The organism is Koromonas humicola (assembly GCF_059726255.1).
Genome location: NZ_AP040873.1, coordinates 2,327,067 through 2,343,691 on the forward strand (window position 1 = coordinate 2,327,067; position 16,625 = coordinate 2,343,691).

At 55.8% G+C, this 16,625-nt stretch carries 13 protein-coding genes and 1 tRNA gene; 3 read left to right on the top strand and 11 right to left on the bottom strand.

Going from position 1 to position 16,625, the window contains the following annotated elements:
• Positions 1–5 precede the first annotated feature (5 nt).
• From AC6IZD_RS10090 to mobB, 5 genes are all read right to left on the bottom strand, one after another.
• The gene (locus tag AC6IZD_RS10090; protein ID WP_497783170.1) at positions 6–611 is read right to left on the bottom strand and encodes a type IV pilus modification PilV family protein; all 606 of its coding nucleotides are present in this window, start codon (positions 609–611) and stop codon (positions 6–8) included.
• A gap of 2 nt (positions 612–613) precedes the next feature.
• Positions 614–1,219 (bottom strand): pilus assembly FimT family protein, encoded by a 606-nt coding sequence (locus AC6IZD_RS10095; protein ID WP_497783171.1) that lies wholly within the window; start codon positions 1,217–1,219, stop codon positions 614–616.
• Positions 1,220–1,488: 269 nt separating this feature from the next.
• A tRNA-Leu gene (locus AC6IZD_RS10100) sits at positions 1,489–1,572 on the bottom strand.
• Positions 1,573–1,726: 154 nt separating this feature from the next.
• Positions 1,727–2,941: a molybdopterin molybdotransferase MoeA gene (locus AC6IZD_RS10105; protein ID WP_497783172.1), complete on the bottom strand. Its 1,215-nt coding sequence runs from the start codon at positions 2,939–2,941 to the stop codon at positions 1,727–1,729.
• 4 nt (positions 2,942–2,945) lie between these two features.
• The gene (gene mobB / locus AC6IZD_RS10110) at positions 2,946–4,061 is read right to left on the bottom strand and encodes a molybdopterin-guanine dinucleotide biosynthesis protein B (protein WP_497783173.1); all 1,116 of its coding nucleotides are present in this window, start codon (positions 4,059–4,061) and stop codon (positions 2,946–2,948) included.
• Positions 4,062–4,217: 156 nt separating this feature from the next.
• Here mobB and AC6IZD_RS10115 point away from each other — a divergent pair, with 156 nt between their 5' ends.
• A complete protein-coding gene (locus AC6IZD_RS10115) occupies positions 4,218–5,099 on the top strand; it encodes a hypothetical protein (protein ID WP_497783174.1) in 882 nt (293 codons plus the stop codon).
• A 69-nt stretch (positions 5,100–5,168) separates the two neighbouring features.
• Here the strand turns inward: AC6IZD_RS10115 and AC6IZD_RS10120 are convergent, their stop codons facing one another.
• The 5 genes from AC6IZD_RS10120 to aceE all read right to left on the bottom strand — a co-directional run bounded on the left by AC6IZD_RS10120 (position 5,169) and on the right by aceE (position 13,265).
• Positions 5,169–6,422: a DUF3443 family protein gene (locus tag AC6IZD_RS10120; protein ID WP_497783175.1), complete on the bottom strand. Its 1,254-nt coding sequence runs from the start codon at positions 6,420–6,422 to the stop codon at positions 5,169–5,171.
• Complete coding sequence (locus AC6IZD_RS10125) at positions 6,419–6,898, bottom strand: DUF2844 domain-containing protein (RefSeq protein ID WP_497783176.1); 480 nt, start codon at positions 6,896–6,898, stop codon at positions 6,419–6,421. Before AC6IZD_RS10125 ends, AC6IZD_RS10120 begins: the two co-directional genes overlap by 4 nt.
• Before the next feature lie 204 nt (positions 6,899–7,102).
• A complete protein-coding gene (gene lpdA, locus AC6IZD_RS10130; protein WP_497783177.1) occupies positions 7,103–8,524 on the bottom strand; it encodes a dihydrolipoyl dehydrogenase in 1,422 nt (473 codons plus the stop codon).
• Between the two features lie 156 nt (positions 8,525–8,680).
• Positions 8,681–10,468, bottom strand: a complete 1,788-nt coding sequence (locus AC6IZD_RS10135; RefSeq protein WP_497783179.1) for a 2-oxo acid dehydrogenase subunit E2 — start codon at positions 10,466–10,468, stop codon at positions 8,681–8,683.
• A 118-nt stretch (positions 10,469–10,586) separates the two neighbouring features.
• Positions 10,587–13,265, bottom strand: a complete 2,679-nt coding sequence (aceE, locus tag AC6IZD_RS10140) for a pyruvate dehydrogenase (acetyl-transferring), homodimeric type (RefSeq protein WP_497783180.1) — start codon at positions 13,263–13,265, stop codon at positions 10,587–10,589.
• 301 nt (positions 13,266–13,566) lie between these two features.
• On the opposite strand from aceE, the gene AC6IZD_RS10145 reads away from it, so the two are divergent.
• Together AC6IZD_RS10145 and AC6IZD_RS10150 are read left to right on the top strand one after the other, a co-directional pair.
• Positions 13,567–14,238, top strand: a complete 672-nt coding sequence (locus AC6IZD_RS10145; protein WP_497783181.1) for a hypothetical protein — start codon at positions 13,567–13,569, stop codon at positions 14,236–14,238.
• A gap of 244 nt (positions 14,239–14,482) precedes the next feature.
• On the top strand, positions 14,483–15,298 hold the full coding sequence (locus AC6IZD_RS10150) for a sigma-70 family RNA polymerase sigma factor (RefSeq protein WP_497783182.1): 816 nt from the start codon (positions 14,483–14,485) through the stop codon (positions 15,296–15,298).
• Positions 15,299–15,404: 106 nt separating this feature from the next.
• Here AC6IZD_RS10150 and AC6IZD_RS10155 read toward each other — a convergent pair whose 3' ends face one another.
• Positions 15,405–16,457, bottom strand: a complete 1,053-nt coding sequence (locus AC6IZD_RS10155) for an HPF/RaiA family ribosome-associated protein (protein WP_497783183.1) — start codon at positions 16,455–16,457, stop codon at positions 15,405–15,407.
• Positions 16,458–16,625 lie beyond the last annotated feature (168 nt).

The following is a 16,625-nucleotide window of genomic DNA, read 5'->3' on the forward strand; positions in this document are numbered from 1 at the left end:
GGCCTTCATTTCGTGTTCGTTTTCACGCACACCAGTGTGGTCAGAACCTGGGGCTTGGTCAGGGTTGACGCTATTACCGTAATCGTCTTCATGTTCGCTGATTCATCAATCTTCCAAACACGAATGTACGCGGCGTTTATATTTATGGTCTGGACGTCACCGTTCGCAGTGAGATAGTCGGTATAACCTGTTGCAGGATTATTGATATCGAGACTTCCGCCCTTAACCAGTCCGACATTGATAACAGGATTGCACGGGGGTATCGTTGTGCCCGGCAAATAGTACGTCACGTTGCAGTACGGCCAGGTCGTCGTATCGGTCGAAATATCGTTGTACGGCAGCGCCAGCAACGACTCCATTTTGTCCTGCGCGTATTCGACGGTTCTCGTGCTCGTATCGCCCTGCCAGAAGTTCGACCTAAAGGTTGAACCGAATAGCGCTGCCACGCCCACAAACACGATGATCAAAATTCCGACAGCGAATGCAGTCTCAATCAGCGTGAAACCGTGGTACGCGCGGACAAAATGCGCGGAGCAAATCCCTCTATTGCGACGCAACGTGTTCAACATACGTCCAGTTTGCGACAGTGCACGAGCTTCATGACAGTTCATAGCTAGTATCCCGTCTTGGTCCAAGCAGAACCCGTGTATCGATAAATGTCGACTTTTCCCGTGATGTTTACGGTTACTGCGTAGTACACGCCACCAGTCCCGGACAGATAAATCGCGGTTGTGCCAGTGGGAGTGTCTTTGCTTTTGCAGTCACTGGTCAGTGTTATCGGAATGCCTCGCGAGTTGAATGTGACCGAGGGGCTCTGCGCGATTGTGGTCTGCCCCCCTGCAGGCAGCGTAATGTTTCCGTATCCGAAGCTCACGCCGGTTGAAAGCGGAAGGTCTGCGCCCGTTTCATTCGTGAACGCTCCAGTCGATTTATCGCAAACGTTAATCCTGAATGTGTTTCCCGGTGGAGTCGTGCTCGGAGCCAAAGTGATAGCCACTTGCTCTCGGTTGAAATCCCCCGCCGAACGCATGCGTGCCAATGCAATCTGGCTCGCAATCCTTTTCGCGTCACCAGCAATGCGGTACGTCTGGAGATACTGTTTCAGGTAGGGATAGCTGATTACGCCGACGACGGAAATGATCGCGACCACGACCATCAGTTCGATCATGGTGAAACCTCTGCTTCGCGATCTTGTAGCTTTATAGGAATCAGCCTGCACCAGCTACTCTCCTTGAATGCACGTCTTCCTCTTCGCACGAAACGTGCTCAGCTGAAAACGACAGACCCTACGCCATGCTGCCTATCATGAAGTAAATGCAGTTGTTAGTCACGTTACCAAGGTCCAGATACAAACATTACCGAATGTCGAGGAGTTTGGGTGAGGTATAAAGCAGAATTAATGTAAGTAGAATACGTAAAGCCAACACTGGACAGGCCGTTAACGGATTTTGGCTGTCTTCAGTGGTCTACGGAGCCAGGAAAAAGATTTGGTGCGGGGAGGGGGACTTGAACCCCCATGCCTTGCGGCGCTAGCTCCTAAGGCTAGTGTGTCTGCCATTTCACCATCCCCGCACGATCGCCCCAGGGCAGGACGAAGTACGCGATCCCAGATGACACCGTGAGATCTGTCTCAATTGTGCCACAGCAAGCATTTCAACTCCAGTAGGTAGCCGTCCGAATGCGAAGCGGACATTATGCGGATCCGGTGACTGGTCCAACCGTTCTGCTACGGGGAGGTCATTCCCACAGTCTCGTCCAGTAGATGCACTTGAATCTCGTCGCCTACTTGAAACGAGTCTCGATCGGCGGGAAGTACCGCAAGCCCGTTCGCCTGCAACAGTGTCTTGATTCTTCCTGAGTCCTGCTTCCCTGCGCTCCAGGCCAGATATTTGCCGCCCGAATACTCTAATCGCACGCGCATTAAGTGCGTCTGCCCTGCACTCTTGCGGAGCGGGGTTTGTAGAACGGCCGGGAAGAGCGGCTTTAAAGTCTTCGTGAATCCCATCATTTTGCGAAGTGCAGGCGCCACGAATTCTTCAAACGTCAGCATGCCTGAGACTGGGTTCCCCGGAAGCGCGAATATGACCGTGTTCCCCTTCCGGCCAAAGGCCATCGATTTTCCGGGACGCACCTTCACGCGCCAGAAAATAATCTCTGTGCCCAACTGTTCAAGCACTTCGCGCACCAGGTCACGATCCCCCACAGATACTCCGGCGGACGTGATCAGTGCGTCTGCGTTCAATCCTTGTTCCAACTTTGCGCGAGTACTCTGCAGGTTGTCGCGGGCAATGCCTAGCATCATTGGGACCGCGCCCACGCTGGTGATAGCTGCGGCCAGCGAATACGTGTTGCTGTTTATGATCTGCCCAGTATCCGGAGTTGTTCCCAGTTCTACCAATTCGTCACCGGTGGCCACCACGGCAACCAGCGGTCTTCGAACAACGCGCACGTGCTCCTTTCCGAAGCACGCAAGCAAGTTAATCTCATATTGCCGCACAACGATACCGGCTTTCAATACCACTTCGCCCTGCGCCACATCCTCGCCAGTCCGCCGAACATGCTGATGAGCTAATACCTGCCTCATCACCCGGACCACACCGTCGCGTTCCTCTGCATGCTCCAGCGGCAGAATGGTGTCACCATTCTCGGGCAGCGGCGCGCCAGTCATGATCTTGATCGCTGTCCCGGGTTCGACCGGCTTCGTGGCGTGCCCGCCTGCGGGTACATAATCGACTATTCGGAGCGTGGTGCCCTCTCGACCATCTTCCGCCCTTATGGCGTACCCATCCATAGCCGTGTTGTCGAACATGGGAAGGTTCCACGGGGCGACTATGTCTTCGGCAAGTACGCGGCCGACCGAATGCAATAATCCAACGCGCTCGCTCTCGAGCATTGAGACATGATCCAGAATGATTCGCCGCGCGTCTTCGAATGCGGTCATCGGCCTAGCGGTCCTTCGGCCTAGTCAAGCTGGCACTCGAGAGCTCTTCTTCTTCAGCATGCAGTTCCTCAGGGGTGTTGACGTTTCTCCAGCCCAGTTCGATATCCTCCGGTAACTCCGGATCAAACACTTTCGGACACTTCAGCAGCATATGAGGACGCACGTTGCGCTCTCGACACTCCAGCGCACTCCGCTCAAAGTATTCGAGTGCCTGGGGTTCGTAGAGCGCCAGCACCACGCACGGATGGCCATCTTTCTGCCTGGGAACCACGGCCCATCTCCCCGGACGCCTGTTGGATAAGAGCCAAACAATGTGCTCTCTCCTGACCCATGGATGATCGCACGCACACACGATCCAACCCGCAGCAGGGGCAAAGCGGTGCGCGGCGACCAGAGCTGCCCCCGGCCCTGCAAACTCCGTCGGATCTGGTATTTGCGGATAGCACCTCAAGCTCTCCGGAAGGGGCCCTCTCCCTACCGCAAAAATGTTCGGCGCGTCACCGTCCCCCTTGCCGAGAGCGTCCGCTGCAATCTCCCCCAGCGTACGTCCGCCAAACGGAAGCATCTGCTTCGGCGTACCCATGCGCGAACTCATTCCGCCCACCAACAATCCCCGATGCAGCGTTCGAGCTTTCCAAGCATCAGTAAGCCAGCTGTCCAGGTAGCCAAGAAACGTGGAGAGACGATCGCTGTTCCATTCCAATGTCAACACGATACTCTTGATGGCCTCTGGCACGTCTGCCTGTCCCGCTCCGTGCAACCACAGCTTGGGCAAGGGAGTGTCCTTGTGTCCTTCCACGAGCACAAGATCATGGTCAGCACTTAGCCGCCTCAAGGTCGCATCCAGTGACAACGACGCTGCAGCCCTGCGCTCAAACTGCTCTAGTGGTCCACGTAGGGCGACGGTAGCTCCCGCGCGAAAGAATCGGTCCGAGTCCTTCCCCGGCTTGTCTACCTGCACCCCATGAGCATCGTGCTTGACAACAGCTACGGAGATCCCACGCTCCACCAATTTCGGAATTGCGGCTTCCAGCAGCGTTGTCTTCCCTGATCCAGAAAAGCCGCACACCGCTAGCACTGGCGTGCCGTAGTCGAACGCGTCGATGTCATTCAATGCCATTTCGTTCAGATCACCAAACAGCCTGCGTTTGCCGCAGAGATATATAGCCTAGCAAAACGCCGGTTTCGCCAGCGAATCACTGATGACCAATCGAATTCTTCTGATTTCTGCTCCAACGGTTGAGAGCAGAACGAACATCTTAGATAATCGAAAAACATGAGTTTCCAAGTAGCTGGCAGCAGACTAGCAGAGTCCCTTATTCGCCTGCGGAGCGGAAATCTGATTTTTGTCCTTTTCCTCTCCCTCGTTTCTCCCGCACTTGCCTTGCGTCCTGATGCCGAAGTGACGCTCAAGGCCAACGAGTTGCTCCGTCAGGCTGTCGCTAATGAAAAGATCGCCAGCAACGACGAATACCTTGGCTGGACCGACCGCCTGCAGAAACCTCGCGGCTCTGTCACCAAGCTCATGGTGAAAACGCCACAGGGGATCTTGGCCCGGACAATCGCCATCAATGACAAGCCTCTTAGCGCAGCCGAGCGCCAGCAGGACGATGAACGCATCAACCGCCTGCTTGATCCGCAGCGCATGCGCGAAAAGGCCAACAAGCAGCGCGAGGATCAGCAGCACATTGAACGCATCCTGATGGCGCTCCCTAATGCCTTTCAGTGCGAATACGCGCAAACCGCGCACGAGGACCGCAATCATCGCCTGGAATGCTCTCCCAACCCCGGCTACTCCGCTCCCAATTACGAGTCCCAGGTGCTACAGGGGATGAAGGCCGTGATCCTCATCGACCGTGAAGACAAGCGCATCAGTCGCATCGAAGGAACTCTGTTCAAGGATGTCACTTTCGGCTGGGGCTTCATCGGCAGACTCAACCGTGGCGGGCACATCGAAATCACTCAATCCCGGGTAGCCGGAAAGCACTGGGGCATGACCCGTATGCAGCTTGTTTTTGACGGTCGCGTAATCGTCGTCAAACCCCTGCACATTGAGGAAACCGAAACATCATGGGACTTTCGCCCCATCCCTAAGATGACCGTTGCGCAGGCGCTCGACTTCATGCGCAACACGCCCACCCGGATCGCCGCTCGCTAAACTGAACGCCAAAGACAACGCCGAAGGCTATGCAGCTCCAGATTAGCCAGAACTATCTGGGGCTGTGAACTAGTAAGCCCAGTATGGCCCTGTTGTCCCCTGTGCACTCACCCCATCAAAGGCCACAAACACTGTTCGCCCCAGAAAAAAGGGGAATCCCCAATCGAAGTACGGACCGATCTGCGGATCCGTACCCGTTCCGGCAAGTTGCGAGAACACATCATTGTTTGAGTTTAGCAGGCTGTCGGCTGCTGAGACAGTGAAGTCCACCTTCGAGGTCTTGCCGTTCTTTCCCTTGTTCGTGGCACTCAAGGCCTTGGGAGTCGCGGGACAGTAAAATCCCGCGAAGTTGGAGTTAGTGCACTCCGTTAGACCCGTCGTCGAACCGCTCAGGAAGAACAATGCACTAGAGCCGCTGTCGATGAAGGCGACATTCGTCGTTGTGCTGTTCAGCGTGGTCGTGATATTGCCGGAACTGTCAGGTGTCAACACGGTCGCGCTACCCAGTTGATTGTCCGCTTGGGTTCCAATTCCGAAAGTCAAGGTGCCGCTGGCGCTGACCGCACCTGTGGCAGGCACACTCGGAAACGTCAAGACTAGCCCATTGTTATCTGCCGCAAACTTGCTAACCGGGTTCTGTAGCTGTTGTGCGAGCGTTGCGGTCGTGACCCCGCAAGAGGTCGTACCGCATAGGTAATAGCTGCCGCCGTTAAACGTTGTTCCCGGCGCGCAAGCCGTTCCGCAATCCTGGAGGAAAAAGCTAACGCCGAGAATTCCGTTCGCGAGCAGCGTGTCGATCGAGTTATTCGCGGTGCCTCCGCAACTCGACGGGGCTGCAGGGAAATTGTCTCCAGGCTGGGCAATCACCTGAATGGGCACTGACTTCGCAATCTCACCGCCCATCTGTATATCCGCCGTTGCCACAGGGCCCCAGTTGTAGCTGTTGTCGAGATACTGCACACAGTTCGACAATGTATTTGCACCCGACGTGACATTCGTCAGACCTACCGAGGACACGGTGCTCGATAGCAAACGTAACCCCGTTGAGCCTGTATCAAGCAGAACATTCGGGACCGTAACGCAGGTACTGGTTCCGGGCTTACATACAGTAACGCTTACGAACACTCCATTGGTGTAAGCGAATTTGCTGGAAGGCCCCGCGTTGGCCGATACCGGTACCATGTTCGAGGTGGAACTCGTACTTGTTGAACCCCCGGTTGTGCTCGTTTTTGACGAACTACTGGAGCCGCAGGCCACGGCAAAGATCCATAGAGCACAAGCTAGCCCGGTGCTGGGCAGAGCGATACCAACCCGTCTGATCATCGAATCTCCTCCGCCAGAACGCCCGCAGGAACCATGGAAGTTATGTATGCGTGTCCTGAGTAGAACCTTATATGCCCGAAAGCGGAGAAGACGAATCCGTCCTCCTCAATGTGCAGTGGGGCGCGGTGATTCCGCCGCGTCTGCGCAGCCTTCGTCAACCGATCTGTGTACTTTCCCAGCAATTGCGAATACTGCGGTACAAATTGCGTCGTCCATGCCACACCAAAGACGTTGCCGTCCGGCGATACATACTCGCGTACCACGTTGTTGGCATCCGATTGCAGTTCGTGCACCTCAAATCGGCCATTGGAGGTGATCTTTCTGCTGGCCTTCAATCTGGATTGATCGGTGGCAACAGTGGATACCTTTTCGCCCAACACTGCCCATGCGTCGCCCGAACACCCAAGCAGGACGATCATCGCGCCTACCGCCGCCAAATACCTGTATGCCTGAATTCCAAAACTTCGGTTCCTCACGTTAGTGCTCCGTTCCCGAGTAAGTCTCACACACGTCCTGCCGCACTCCAGCTATATCCAAGATGCGAGAAGCAGATTTCGCGAGGCCCTATTTCCATCAATTCGGAATTACAAGCATCTCTGGCTCAGAGTCGAGGACGTCGCCCTACGGAATTAGAAAAGCCCGGCACATTGCGCCGGGCTCAGTTAACGGATGACTTTCGCTTACTTCCGTTTCGGACGATAAAGGTCGGTAGATGTTCCATAGAACACCTCCGAAGCCTCCATAACGGTTTCCGACAGGGTGGGATGCGGGTGAATCGTGTGTCCCAGATCGTAAGCCGTCGCCGCCATTTCGATGGCATGCACAATTTCGGCGATCATGTCGCCAGCGCCTACTCCAACGATTGCGCCGCCAAGTACGCGCTCGGTCTTCTTGTCGATCAGCAGCTTCGTCAATCCCTCAGTGCGATCCAGTGTGACTGCACGTCCGCTAGCAGCCCAGGGGAACTTCACGATATCCACTTCGATTCCCTTCGCCTCGGCTTCCGTCTGCGTCAGTCCTGCCCACGCTATCTCCGGATCGGTAAACACGACCGCCGGAATCGCATATGGCGCGAACTCCACCTTGTGCCCTGCAATATGCTCCATCGCTGTACGCCCTTCATGCGAAGCCTTGTGCGCCAGCATTGGATCGCCCGCGACGTCGCCAATGGCGTATACAGAAGGGTCGTCCGTCTGCAACTGCTTGTTGACGGAGATGAACCCGCGTTCTGTGACCTTAACCTTCGTGTTTTCAAGTCCCGGAACTTTCGAGTTTGGACGCCTTCCTACCGACACCAGAACCTTGTCATAGGTCTTCTCTTCCACCTTGCCGTCAGGATCCTTGAACGTGACCTTCACGCCCGAAATTTCATCCTTCACTGCAGTGACGGCCGTGTTCAACATGATCTTGTTGAATAGCTTTTCCAGCCGCTTCTGCAACGGCGGAATCAGATCTCGGTCGGCACCCGGCAGCAGGCCCGGTGTCATTTCGACCACATCGACCTTTGATCCCAGCGTGGCATAAACCGATCCGAGTTCCAGTCCGATATAGCCGCCGCCAATAACGAGGAACGTCTTGGGGACATCCTTCAGATCTAACGCTCCGGTCGAATCCAGAATGTTTGCGCCCGTTGCAGCCAGCGGGCCTGGACGTGCCGGAGAAGATCCGGTCGCGATGATGATCTTGTCAAACTGCAGCGTTTCTTCGCCGCCCGCTACCTTCTTCACCTTCAAGGTTGTGGAGTTTACAAAGCTGGCCTCGCCCTGGATGTAATTGACCTTGCGCTGCTTCGACATCATCCCGAGACCGCCGGTCAGCTTCGCCACAACGCTTTCCTTGAAGGCGCGAAGCTTTGCCACGTCGATCTTCGGAGCCGCGAATTCCACTCCCCATGCTGCCGCGTGCTTCGATTCATTGATAAGTGCGGATACGTGCAGTAGTGCTTTTGACGGAATGCACCCACGGTAGAGGCACACTCCACCAGGGTTCTTCTCCGCATCGATAAGAGTGACGTCAAGGCCGAGATCGGCCCCTAAGAAGGCAGCGGCGTAGCCACCCGGGCCGCCGCCAATCACCGCAACTTTTACGTTCGTGTTCGACATTTCTCGCTTCCAGAATTCTTGATTTGGTCGAGCCACACAGGCCCCGAAACTTCCCGCCTCAGAACGCTACTCCTACAGAGCGGTTCACCGGTGAGGAAGATTCACAACACGCGGAGAGGAACCTCGACCCACAGCCCCCTCCGCAACCATACCTTCTTAGCCTTGCACCGACAGCAGGAACGGCTGCTCCAGCGCATCCACAATCCATCGTGTGAAGCGCGCAGCATCCGCGCCGTCGATGATGCGATGATCATAGGATACCGATAACGGCAACATCGTGCGCGGCTCGAACCGGTCATTGATCCACACTGGCTCCGCGTGCGAACGCGACATTCCGAGAATCGCAACTTCAGGATGATTCACGATTGGCGTAAACGATGTGCCACCAATGCCGCCCAGGTTTGTGATCGTGAATGAACCGCCTTCCATATCCTCGGCAGTCAGCTTCTTGTCCCGAGTCTTCTTAGAAATGTTCGACAGCTCGACCGCCAACTCGATAATGTTCTTCTTGTCCACATCTCGAATCACCGGAACCAGTAATCCGCGCTCTGTATCCACCGCCACACCAATATTGATGTAGCGCTTGTAAACTATCTCCTCGCTGACCATATCGATCGAAGCGTTGAATTGCGGGAATGCCTTCAGAGCCGATGAAACGACCTTCAGCGCGATCGCTGTCATCGTCATCTTGCCACCTTGCTTCTCCGCCTTTGGAGCGAAGCGCTTGCGCAGCTCTTCCAACTCGGTCACATCCGCTTTGTCGAATTGGGTGACGTGCGGAATGACATTCCAAGCCATTGCGAGGTGTTCGGCCGTCTTGCGGCGGATGCCGCGCAGCGAAACCTTCTCAACCTTCCCCCAACGGCTGAAGTCCGGCAGTTTGGGGACCGCAGTTGAAATGCCCGGAACCGCTCGCATTGCAGCCTGTTCGTCGGCCATCCGCGCAAAGACGTTTTTGGCGAATGCCTTCACGTCTGTTTCGGTGATGCGTCCACTTGGGCCGGTTCCCTTCACCATGTAGATGTCCACGCCGATTTCGCGCGCAAGTTTGCGAACGATGGGGGCGGCGGGAACGGTACGATGCTCATGCCCTGCCGTCTTCTCAAGGCCCGCAGGATGGTGTTCGTGATCGACCTGCGGCGGAGCATCTGGAGGAAAGGCCTCTTCCTCAGTCTTGCCTTCCAGCGTGCGTGCCGAGCGGAACGTGTGCCGCGCCATGGCCATCGAGTTCATGTCCGCCTGGCTCTCTTGCGGCTTTGACTCCGGTTTGGCAGGGGCTGCAGGAGCAGGAGTCGCCGGTGCCGGAGCGCCGCCGCCTGTGGCCGCAACCGTAAAGACCAGATCGCCAACCTTGAGTTTCTGCCCCGCCTTCACTTTCACTTCACTTACGGTGCCACTGACATTGGAAGGGACTTCCACGACGGCTTTATCGGTCTCCAACTCAAGTACCGTCTGGCCCGCGCTCACCTGGTCGCCCGGAGCGACGGCGACTCGCACCACATCGCCCGCCTCAATGTTTTCTCCGAGCTCTGGTAGTACAAATTCCGCGCTGGACGCGTTCACTGCCGACGCTCGCAATTCGGGGACACTCTGCTCGACCGTCTGCGCGTCCACCTTCGGTTTGTCTTCCTGAACCACCTCGGTCGTAGCTGGTTCTGCTATGCCCTGTTCCGGCGCAGCACTCTTTACCTCAGGCGTTCCGCCATCGTTGGCCGAATATGTGAACAGTACATCCCCCACTTTCACACGCTGTGAAGGGGTCACAACAACCTGATCGATCACTCCGTTCACTGTCGAGGGCACTTCCACAACGGCCTTGTCTGTTTCCAACTCGACAACGGCCTGCCCTTCCTTGATCGACTCTCCGGCGGTAACCGCGATCCGAACCACGTCGCCGGACTCGATGTTTTCACCAAGTTCGGGGAGTTTGAATTCTGTAGGCACAGCGTTTCCTTTCAATGTTTGCGGGCCCAGCGGACCGCGCCTGTCTTGTCAGGCCTGGAAGCGGAGTCTCGCATCCGCTCCCAGGCGGATCAAATGTCAATTCAACACAACCCCTGGACTACACGTAGAAAGGATCCGGTTTCTCGGCGTCTATACCAAGCTCCGTCACTGCCTTCTTCACATCGGCGGGCTTCAGCTTGCCTTCACGCAGTAGGCCTGTAAGCGTCGCGAGCACAATGTGCTTGGCATCGACGGCGAAGAAGTCGCGCAGCATCGCACGGCTCTCAGAACGCCCGAACCCGTCGGTACCGAGCGCAATCAGCGGTCGCGGCATCCACTGCGAGATCGACTCTGGCAACGCCTTCACATAATCGGTAGCCGCCACCAATACGCCTTCCGTGTCCTTCAACTGCGATGTGACGTACGCTTCGCGCGGCGCCGACGCCGGATGCAGCATATTCCAGCGCTCGCAACTGTTGCCTTCTCTGTAGAGTTCCTTGTAGCTTGTTACGCTCCAAACATCGCACGCAACCTTGTACTTATCTTCAAGGATTTCTGCAGCCCTGAGCACTTCCAGCATCATTGCGCCTGAGCCAAATAGCTGGGCTTTCAGCTTGGAGTCCTTTTTGTCCGAAGCTCGGAAGCGATACATGCCTTTCAGAATGCCTTCGCGAGCGCCTTCTGGCATATGCGGCTGCGCCCACGGCTCGTTCATCACCGTGATGTAGTAGAAGACGTCTTCCTGTTCCACATACATCCGCCGAATGCCTTCCTGGATGATGATCGCTATCTCGAACGCGAAAGCCGGATCATACGCCAGCAGGTTGGGAACCGGATAAGCCAAAAGATGACTGTGCCCATCCTGGTGCTGGAGACCTTCGCCAGCTAGCGTCGTGCGTCCCGCTGTGCCGCCGCACAGGAAGCCCTTCGCCCTCTGGTCGCCAGCCGCCCATGCCAGGTCGCCTACTCGCTGCAGGCCAAACATAGAGTAGTAAATAAAGAACGGAATCGTGTTGATGCCGTGATTCGCCGGAGACGTTCCCGCGGCGATGAACTCCGAGGTTCCTCCCGCTTCCGTGATTCCCTCTTCCAGAATTTGACCGTCCCTGGCTTCCTTGTAGTACAGCAAGGTGTCCATATCGACGGGTTCGTAGTTCTGTCCTACGCTCGAGTAGATACCCACTTGCCGGAACAGCGCTTCCATGCCAAACGTACGAGCTTCGTCAGGAATGATCGGCACAATCAGCTTGCCGATCTTCTTGTCGCGCAGCATCTTGGCAATCATGCGCACAAGCACCATCGTGGTAGAAACCTTGCGATCCTCTGTTCCATCGTAAAACTCCTTGAACAGGTCGTCGCTGACCGGCTCCAGCTTCGGTGCGCGCATTTTGCGTTCAGGCAAATACCCGCCCAACTGCTTCCTGCGCTCGCGCATGTACTGGATTTCCGGGCTGTCGTCAGGAGGACGATAGAACGGGGCGTCGTGCAGTTTCTCGTCTGGGATTGGAATACCAAACCGCGAACGGAAGATCAGCAACTCCTCGTCATTGATCTTCTTTTGCTGGTGCGTAATGTTCCTGCCTTCGCCACTTTCGCCCAACCCGTAGCCCTTGATCGTCTTCGCCAGGATCACTGTTGGCGAACCGGTGTGCTCGACCGCTGCCTTGTATGCGGTGTAAACCTTGATCGGGTCGTGTCCGCCCAAGCGTAGCTTTTCGATCTGTTCATCGCTCAGGTGCTCGACCATCTTCAGCAGTCGGGGATCGACGCCGAAGAAGTTCTGACGGAAGTACGCGCCGCTTTCAACAAAGAGCTTCTGGTACTGGCCATCGCACATCTCTCCCATGCGCTTCACCAGCAGTCCGTCGCGGTCTTTCTGAATCAACTGATCCCAATCTGTGCCCCAGATGACCTTGATGACGTTCCAGCCAGCGCCGCGGAAGATCGCTTCCAGTTCCTGGATGATCTTTCCATTGCCGCGCACGGGCCCATCGAGCCTCTGCAGGTTGCAGTTGATCACAAAGATCAGGTTGTCGAGCCGTTCGCGCGAAGCCAATGTGATAGCGCCGAGCGACTCCGGTTCATCCGTCTCGCCATCGCCGAGGAATGCCCAAATCTTACCCTGATTGCACTGCTTTAGACCGCGGTTCTCAAGGTAGCGATTGAAGCGCGCCTGGTAAATCGCCTGGATCGGTCCCAATCCCATCGATACGGTTGGGAACTCCCAGAAGTTTGGCATGAGCCACGGGTGCGGATAAGAACTCAGCCCGCCTCCGTCAGCCATTTCGCGACGGAAGTTCTCCAGCTTCTTCTCTGAAATGCGGCCTTCGAGGAACGCTCGGGCGTAGATTCCTGGAGCCGAATGCCCCTGGAAGAACACCAGATCGCGATCGCCATCCGGAGTCTGCGCGCGGAAGAAATGATTAAAGCCCACCTCGTACAGCGTCGCCGCAGATGCATAGGAAGAGATATGTCCGCCAATGCCTTCCTGGCGCTTATTCGCCCGCATGACCATGGCCAAAGCGTTCCAGCGAACGAGGCTCTTGATTCGGCGCTCCAGTTCCTGACTTCCGGGGAACGGCGGCTGCTTAACCGATGGAATCGTATTTTGATAGGGAGTAGTGGCTGAGAAAGGAAGTCGATAGCCAGATCGGGCTGTATGCAGTGCTAACTGCTGAAGCAGTCGCCCTGCCCGCTCCGGTCCACCGTTTTCCAGAACGTAGTCCAATGAATCTAGCCATTCACGTGTTTCCAGTACTTCCTGTCCTACTTGCTCGCGATTATCGGAAGGATTCACTCTATGTTCCTCTTATGGTGCAGACTCGAACCACCTATCCTACATCTCGAAGCTTCCAAGAATGAAATCCGGCCTGATGATTTCGCAACCTGCACCCCCATCCTGATGGTGACCACTGATTTAACCCAGAGTTTTCCCGCATTCTGAGCACATTCCACTCAGCTCATCCCTGAAACAACGCTGCTTCGGAGCGGTAGATTTTTCTTCGCCTGATTGCCAAAACGGGCATATGATGTCGCCGGCGGAGCTCTGGGCTCTGCTGAAGCAAGTTGTAAGCGGTCCCACTTCGGAGGGCACCTATATGTTTGAACAAGAAATTGAAATGGAGAAGAAGGAAGGTTCCAGTTTTGGCCCGGTTTTAATAATCCTGCTGCTGGTGGGACTCTTCGTCGGCGGTTTAGGCGTGGTTATCTACGAGGGTAAGCAGAAGCCCAAACCCGATGAGGCGACTGCGGCGGTACAAATCAAGCTGAAGAACTTCGATGCTGTCACAGTAACCTTCCACACCGGTAACTTAAGCTACTTCGCTGCAGACCCCCCAACCGATCCTCACTACGTACTACTCGAAAAAGCCGGAATCCTGAAGGTCACAAAGACCAAGGGAACGACAGCTAAGGTCGACTTGACGAATGACGGCAAGCAACTTCTTTCCGACCTGAACGTCAAGGGCATTCCCAAGGATCAGACCATCGCGTACACCGTGCCTCTGGCGACGCGAAAGCTAGTCGCCGTAGGCAATATGACGCGATTGAACCAGGAAGCATTCCAGGTTCAGTACACGTGGACGTGGCAGACCACCAAGGCAGGAGAACTCTTCGACATCAACGGCAAGTACGTACAGACCCTGCCGACCTATCAGCGAAGCATGCTGATTGATCAACATGGTGCCAAGTACTACCATGCCGACCCGAGCCAGGCTTCGATCGTCCTGATTAAAGGGGATCATGGCTGGGAATTGGCTCCGCGAAGCTAGTCCCGATGGACTTTCCAGTGGGGAGGGCTGCGCGGCCCTCCCTTCGTTTTGACCTTTAGCGCGATTCCGTACCCACCACCTCTGACCTTCTGATCACCCACTCACTTTTCCCTAAAGTTTCTCGTATTGCTGCCGATGAATAGGTCGACGGGTGTACCGCAACCGAGCGGACGCTCCAGAGGAGTCCGATGAGCACACAATTTTGCTGCCTCTGGAATCTTGCCCAGCATAGGAGAGGCGCCCAATGAGCAGCACCCAACTAATCCCGGCGTCTGTAGCGATCCCGTTTCCTTTTCTTCCACTGGCAGAACCTGAATCGGCTTCTGCGGACTCGCTCTCTCCTGCTATGCAGGAGGAGTTGATCCTCTGCCATCTAGACGATGTAAAGCAGATCGCACGTTCCATCATGCGCCGTCTCCCCTCATCAGTTCAGCTCGATGATTTGGTTCAGGCAGGTTCCATGGGCCTAATCGATGCCGCGCGGCGCTTCGGGCCGAATCGCAATCTCCCGTTCGCGCAATACGCTCGCATCCGCATCACCGGAGCCATATTCGACAGCCTTCGCGAGCTTGATTGGGCTTCCCGCTATTTCCGCACGCGCCAGCAAAAGCTCGACAGTGCAACACGGGTCCTCCAATCCAAACTCGGACGCAAGCCCGACAGCGACGAAGTCGCCGATTTCATGGGCATGGACCTGAACACCTTCTACGAATTCGCGCAGGCTGTTCAGGAGCATCAGGAAGTTGAATTCGAGGCCCAGGAAGATACCGAGCGACAGAGCGTGCAAGATACGATCGCGGACAATCCAGAATGTCGCCCCGACTGCATCTGTCACCAGCGAGAATCGCAGCGCGAACTGGCGCGTTTCATTCGGGCTCTTCCCGCCGACGAAGCCTACGTTTTGATTTGCTACTACTTCAAGGAATGGACCATGTTGCGCATCGCCCGCAGCATCGGCAAAACCGAATCTCGCGTATCACAAATTCACAGCAAAGCTCTTGCGCATCTCCGCATGCGTCTGGGTGCTCGCGCTCACGAGTTTATGTCTCGCCTTCTCTAATCTCATCTGAATACAAAGTTGCCCACATCCGCACGGCATGAATGTGGGCAATGTCGATTCGAAGAAATCTATTCAGCCAATTAGTGTCAGTGACTGCAATGACCAGTTAGGCGCTTCTCTCCGCTTTTGTCGGAGCTACCAATTTCTGCCTGCGCTGTCCTATTCTCAACAGCGAACGTTTCAGGTGCTCGCGTGCCACAGTCACGTCTGCCTGAACCTGTTCTGGTGTCCGGTCGGTGATCGCTGCAATTTCCCAGAGCCTGAAACCTTCCAACGTAAACAGCATGAATGCCTCTCGCTGCGTCTTAGTAGCTCCGCGCAGTGCGCGCTCTACCATCGCCATCAGCTCTTCGTGCGAAGCCTCATCTTCAGGTGTGCTGCCGCGGCGGTCCGCAATCAGATTCTCATTCGTCAGGCTCTCGTCGGGATGATAGAACTGCATCATCTCCTCCCCGTCCGAATCTGGTACCGGGTGTGAGTCGCTATCGTTCAACCGAATCGATTTGTCCCCGGCATCAAGCTGATTCGCCAGCCTGTCCATAGCCGAACGCGACAGACGGTACAACCAGGGTTCAAGCGCGATCTTCTCCGGACGCGGCCGCTTCTCATCAAGCGCAGTAGCGATTACTTCGTCCAGCACTTCTTCCGGACTGATTTCCTCCAATCTGCGCTGTCCGCTGTTGCGGCGGAATCGCAATTCGCGATCAATGAAACGGCGGAGACGTTCCAGGTTTCCATTCACAAAGCCCGTGACGTCACCGGATGAAATCTTCTCCGGCTTTACGGCGGCAAGCGTCTCCTCGAACGCCGTTGTTGGTTCCACTCGCTGCCGTTCTGCGCCACGCACGCGCGGATACTTGTACTGACTTCGCAAGTGTTCCTTGTGCTTGCGAAGCTGTTCGGTCAGATCCTCGAATGCAATCCTGATGGCTGCTGGAAGAGTGTCGCCGCTTGAGCGTGCGGCCATCTGCCCGGCAGGCAAGCGCAGATTCAGCGAGACCCTAAACCCCGATTTCGGAGCCTCCTCGAACAATCCACGCAGCGACACCATGTCCGGATTGAACACCTGCAGCCGCGGTTTCATCTTGTCGATTTGCGTCTGAAGGAACTCCTCAATCTGCGAGGACTTATTCAGCTTGTAAGTAAAATGGACGTTCATCTGCGAGCCTCGTTTAGATCGATGCCTTCAACAGGTACGGTCCCTAAACCCGTGGAATTTATCACTGTTTTGAAAAGAGGCAAGCAAAAAGAATGCGGTTGCACCCTCTAGGGTGATTAACCGCACACCATGGTGGGAACATTCTGTACAGCTCTTCGACAGTGCACA

Excerpts from the sequence above, each read along its gene's own strand:
- AC6IZD_RS10145 (WP_497783181.1), top strand. The coding sequence starts at position 13,567 with ATGTTTGAACAAGAAATTGAAATGGAGAAGAAGGAAGGTTCCAGTTTT.
- AC6IZD_RS10120 (WP_497783175.1), bottom strand. The coding sequence starts at position 6,422 with ATGATCAGACGGGTTGGTATCGCTCTGCCCAGCACCGGGCTAGCTTGT.
- AC6IZD_RS10090 (WP_497783170.1), bottom strand. The coding sequence starts at position 611 with ATGAACTGTCATGAAGCTCGTGCACTGTCGCAAACTGGACGTATGTTG.
- lpdA (WP_497783177.1), bottom strand. The coding sequence starts at position 8,524 with ATGTCGAACACGAACGTAAAAGTTGCGGTGATTGGCGGCGGCCCGGGT.
- AC6IZD_RS10150 (WP_497783182.1), top strand. The coding sequence starts at position 14,483 with ATGAGCAGCACCCAACTAATCCCGGCGTCTGTAGCGATCCCGTTTCCT.
- AC6IZD_RS10115 (WP_497783174.1), top strand. The coding sequence starts at position 4,218 with ATGAGTTTCCAAGTAGCTGGCAGCAGACTAGCAGAGTCCCTTATTCGC.
- AC6IZD_RS10105 (WP_497783172.1), bottom strand. The coding sequence starts at position 2,941 with ATGACCGCATTCGAAGACGCGCGGCGAATCATTCTGGATCATGTCTCA.
- mobB (WP_497783173.1), bottom strand. The coding sequence starts at position 4,061 with ATGGCATTGAATGACATCGACGCGTTCGACTACGGCACGCCAGTGCTA.
- AC6IZD_RS10155 (WP_497783183.1), bottom strand. The coding sequence starts at position 16,457 with ATGAACGTCCATTTTACTTACAAGCTGAATAAGTCCTCGCAGATTGAG.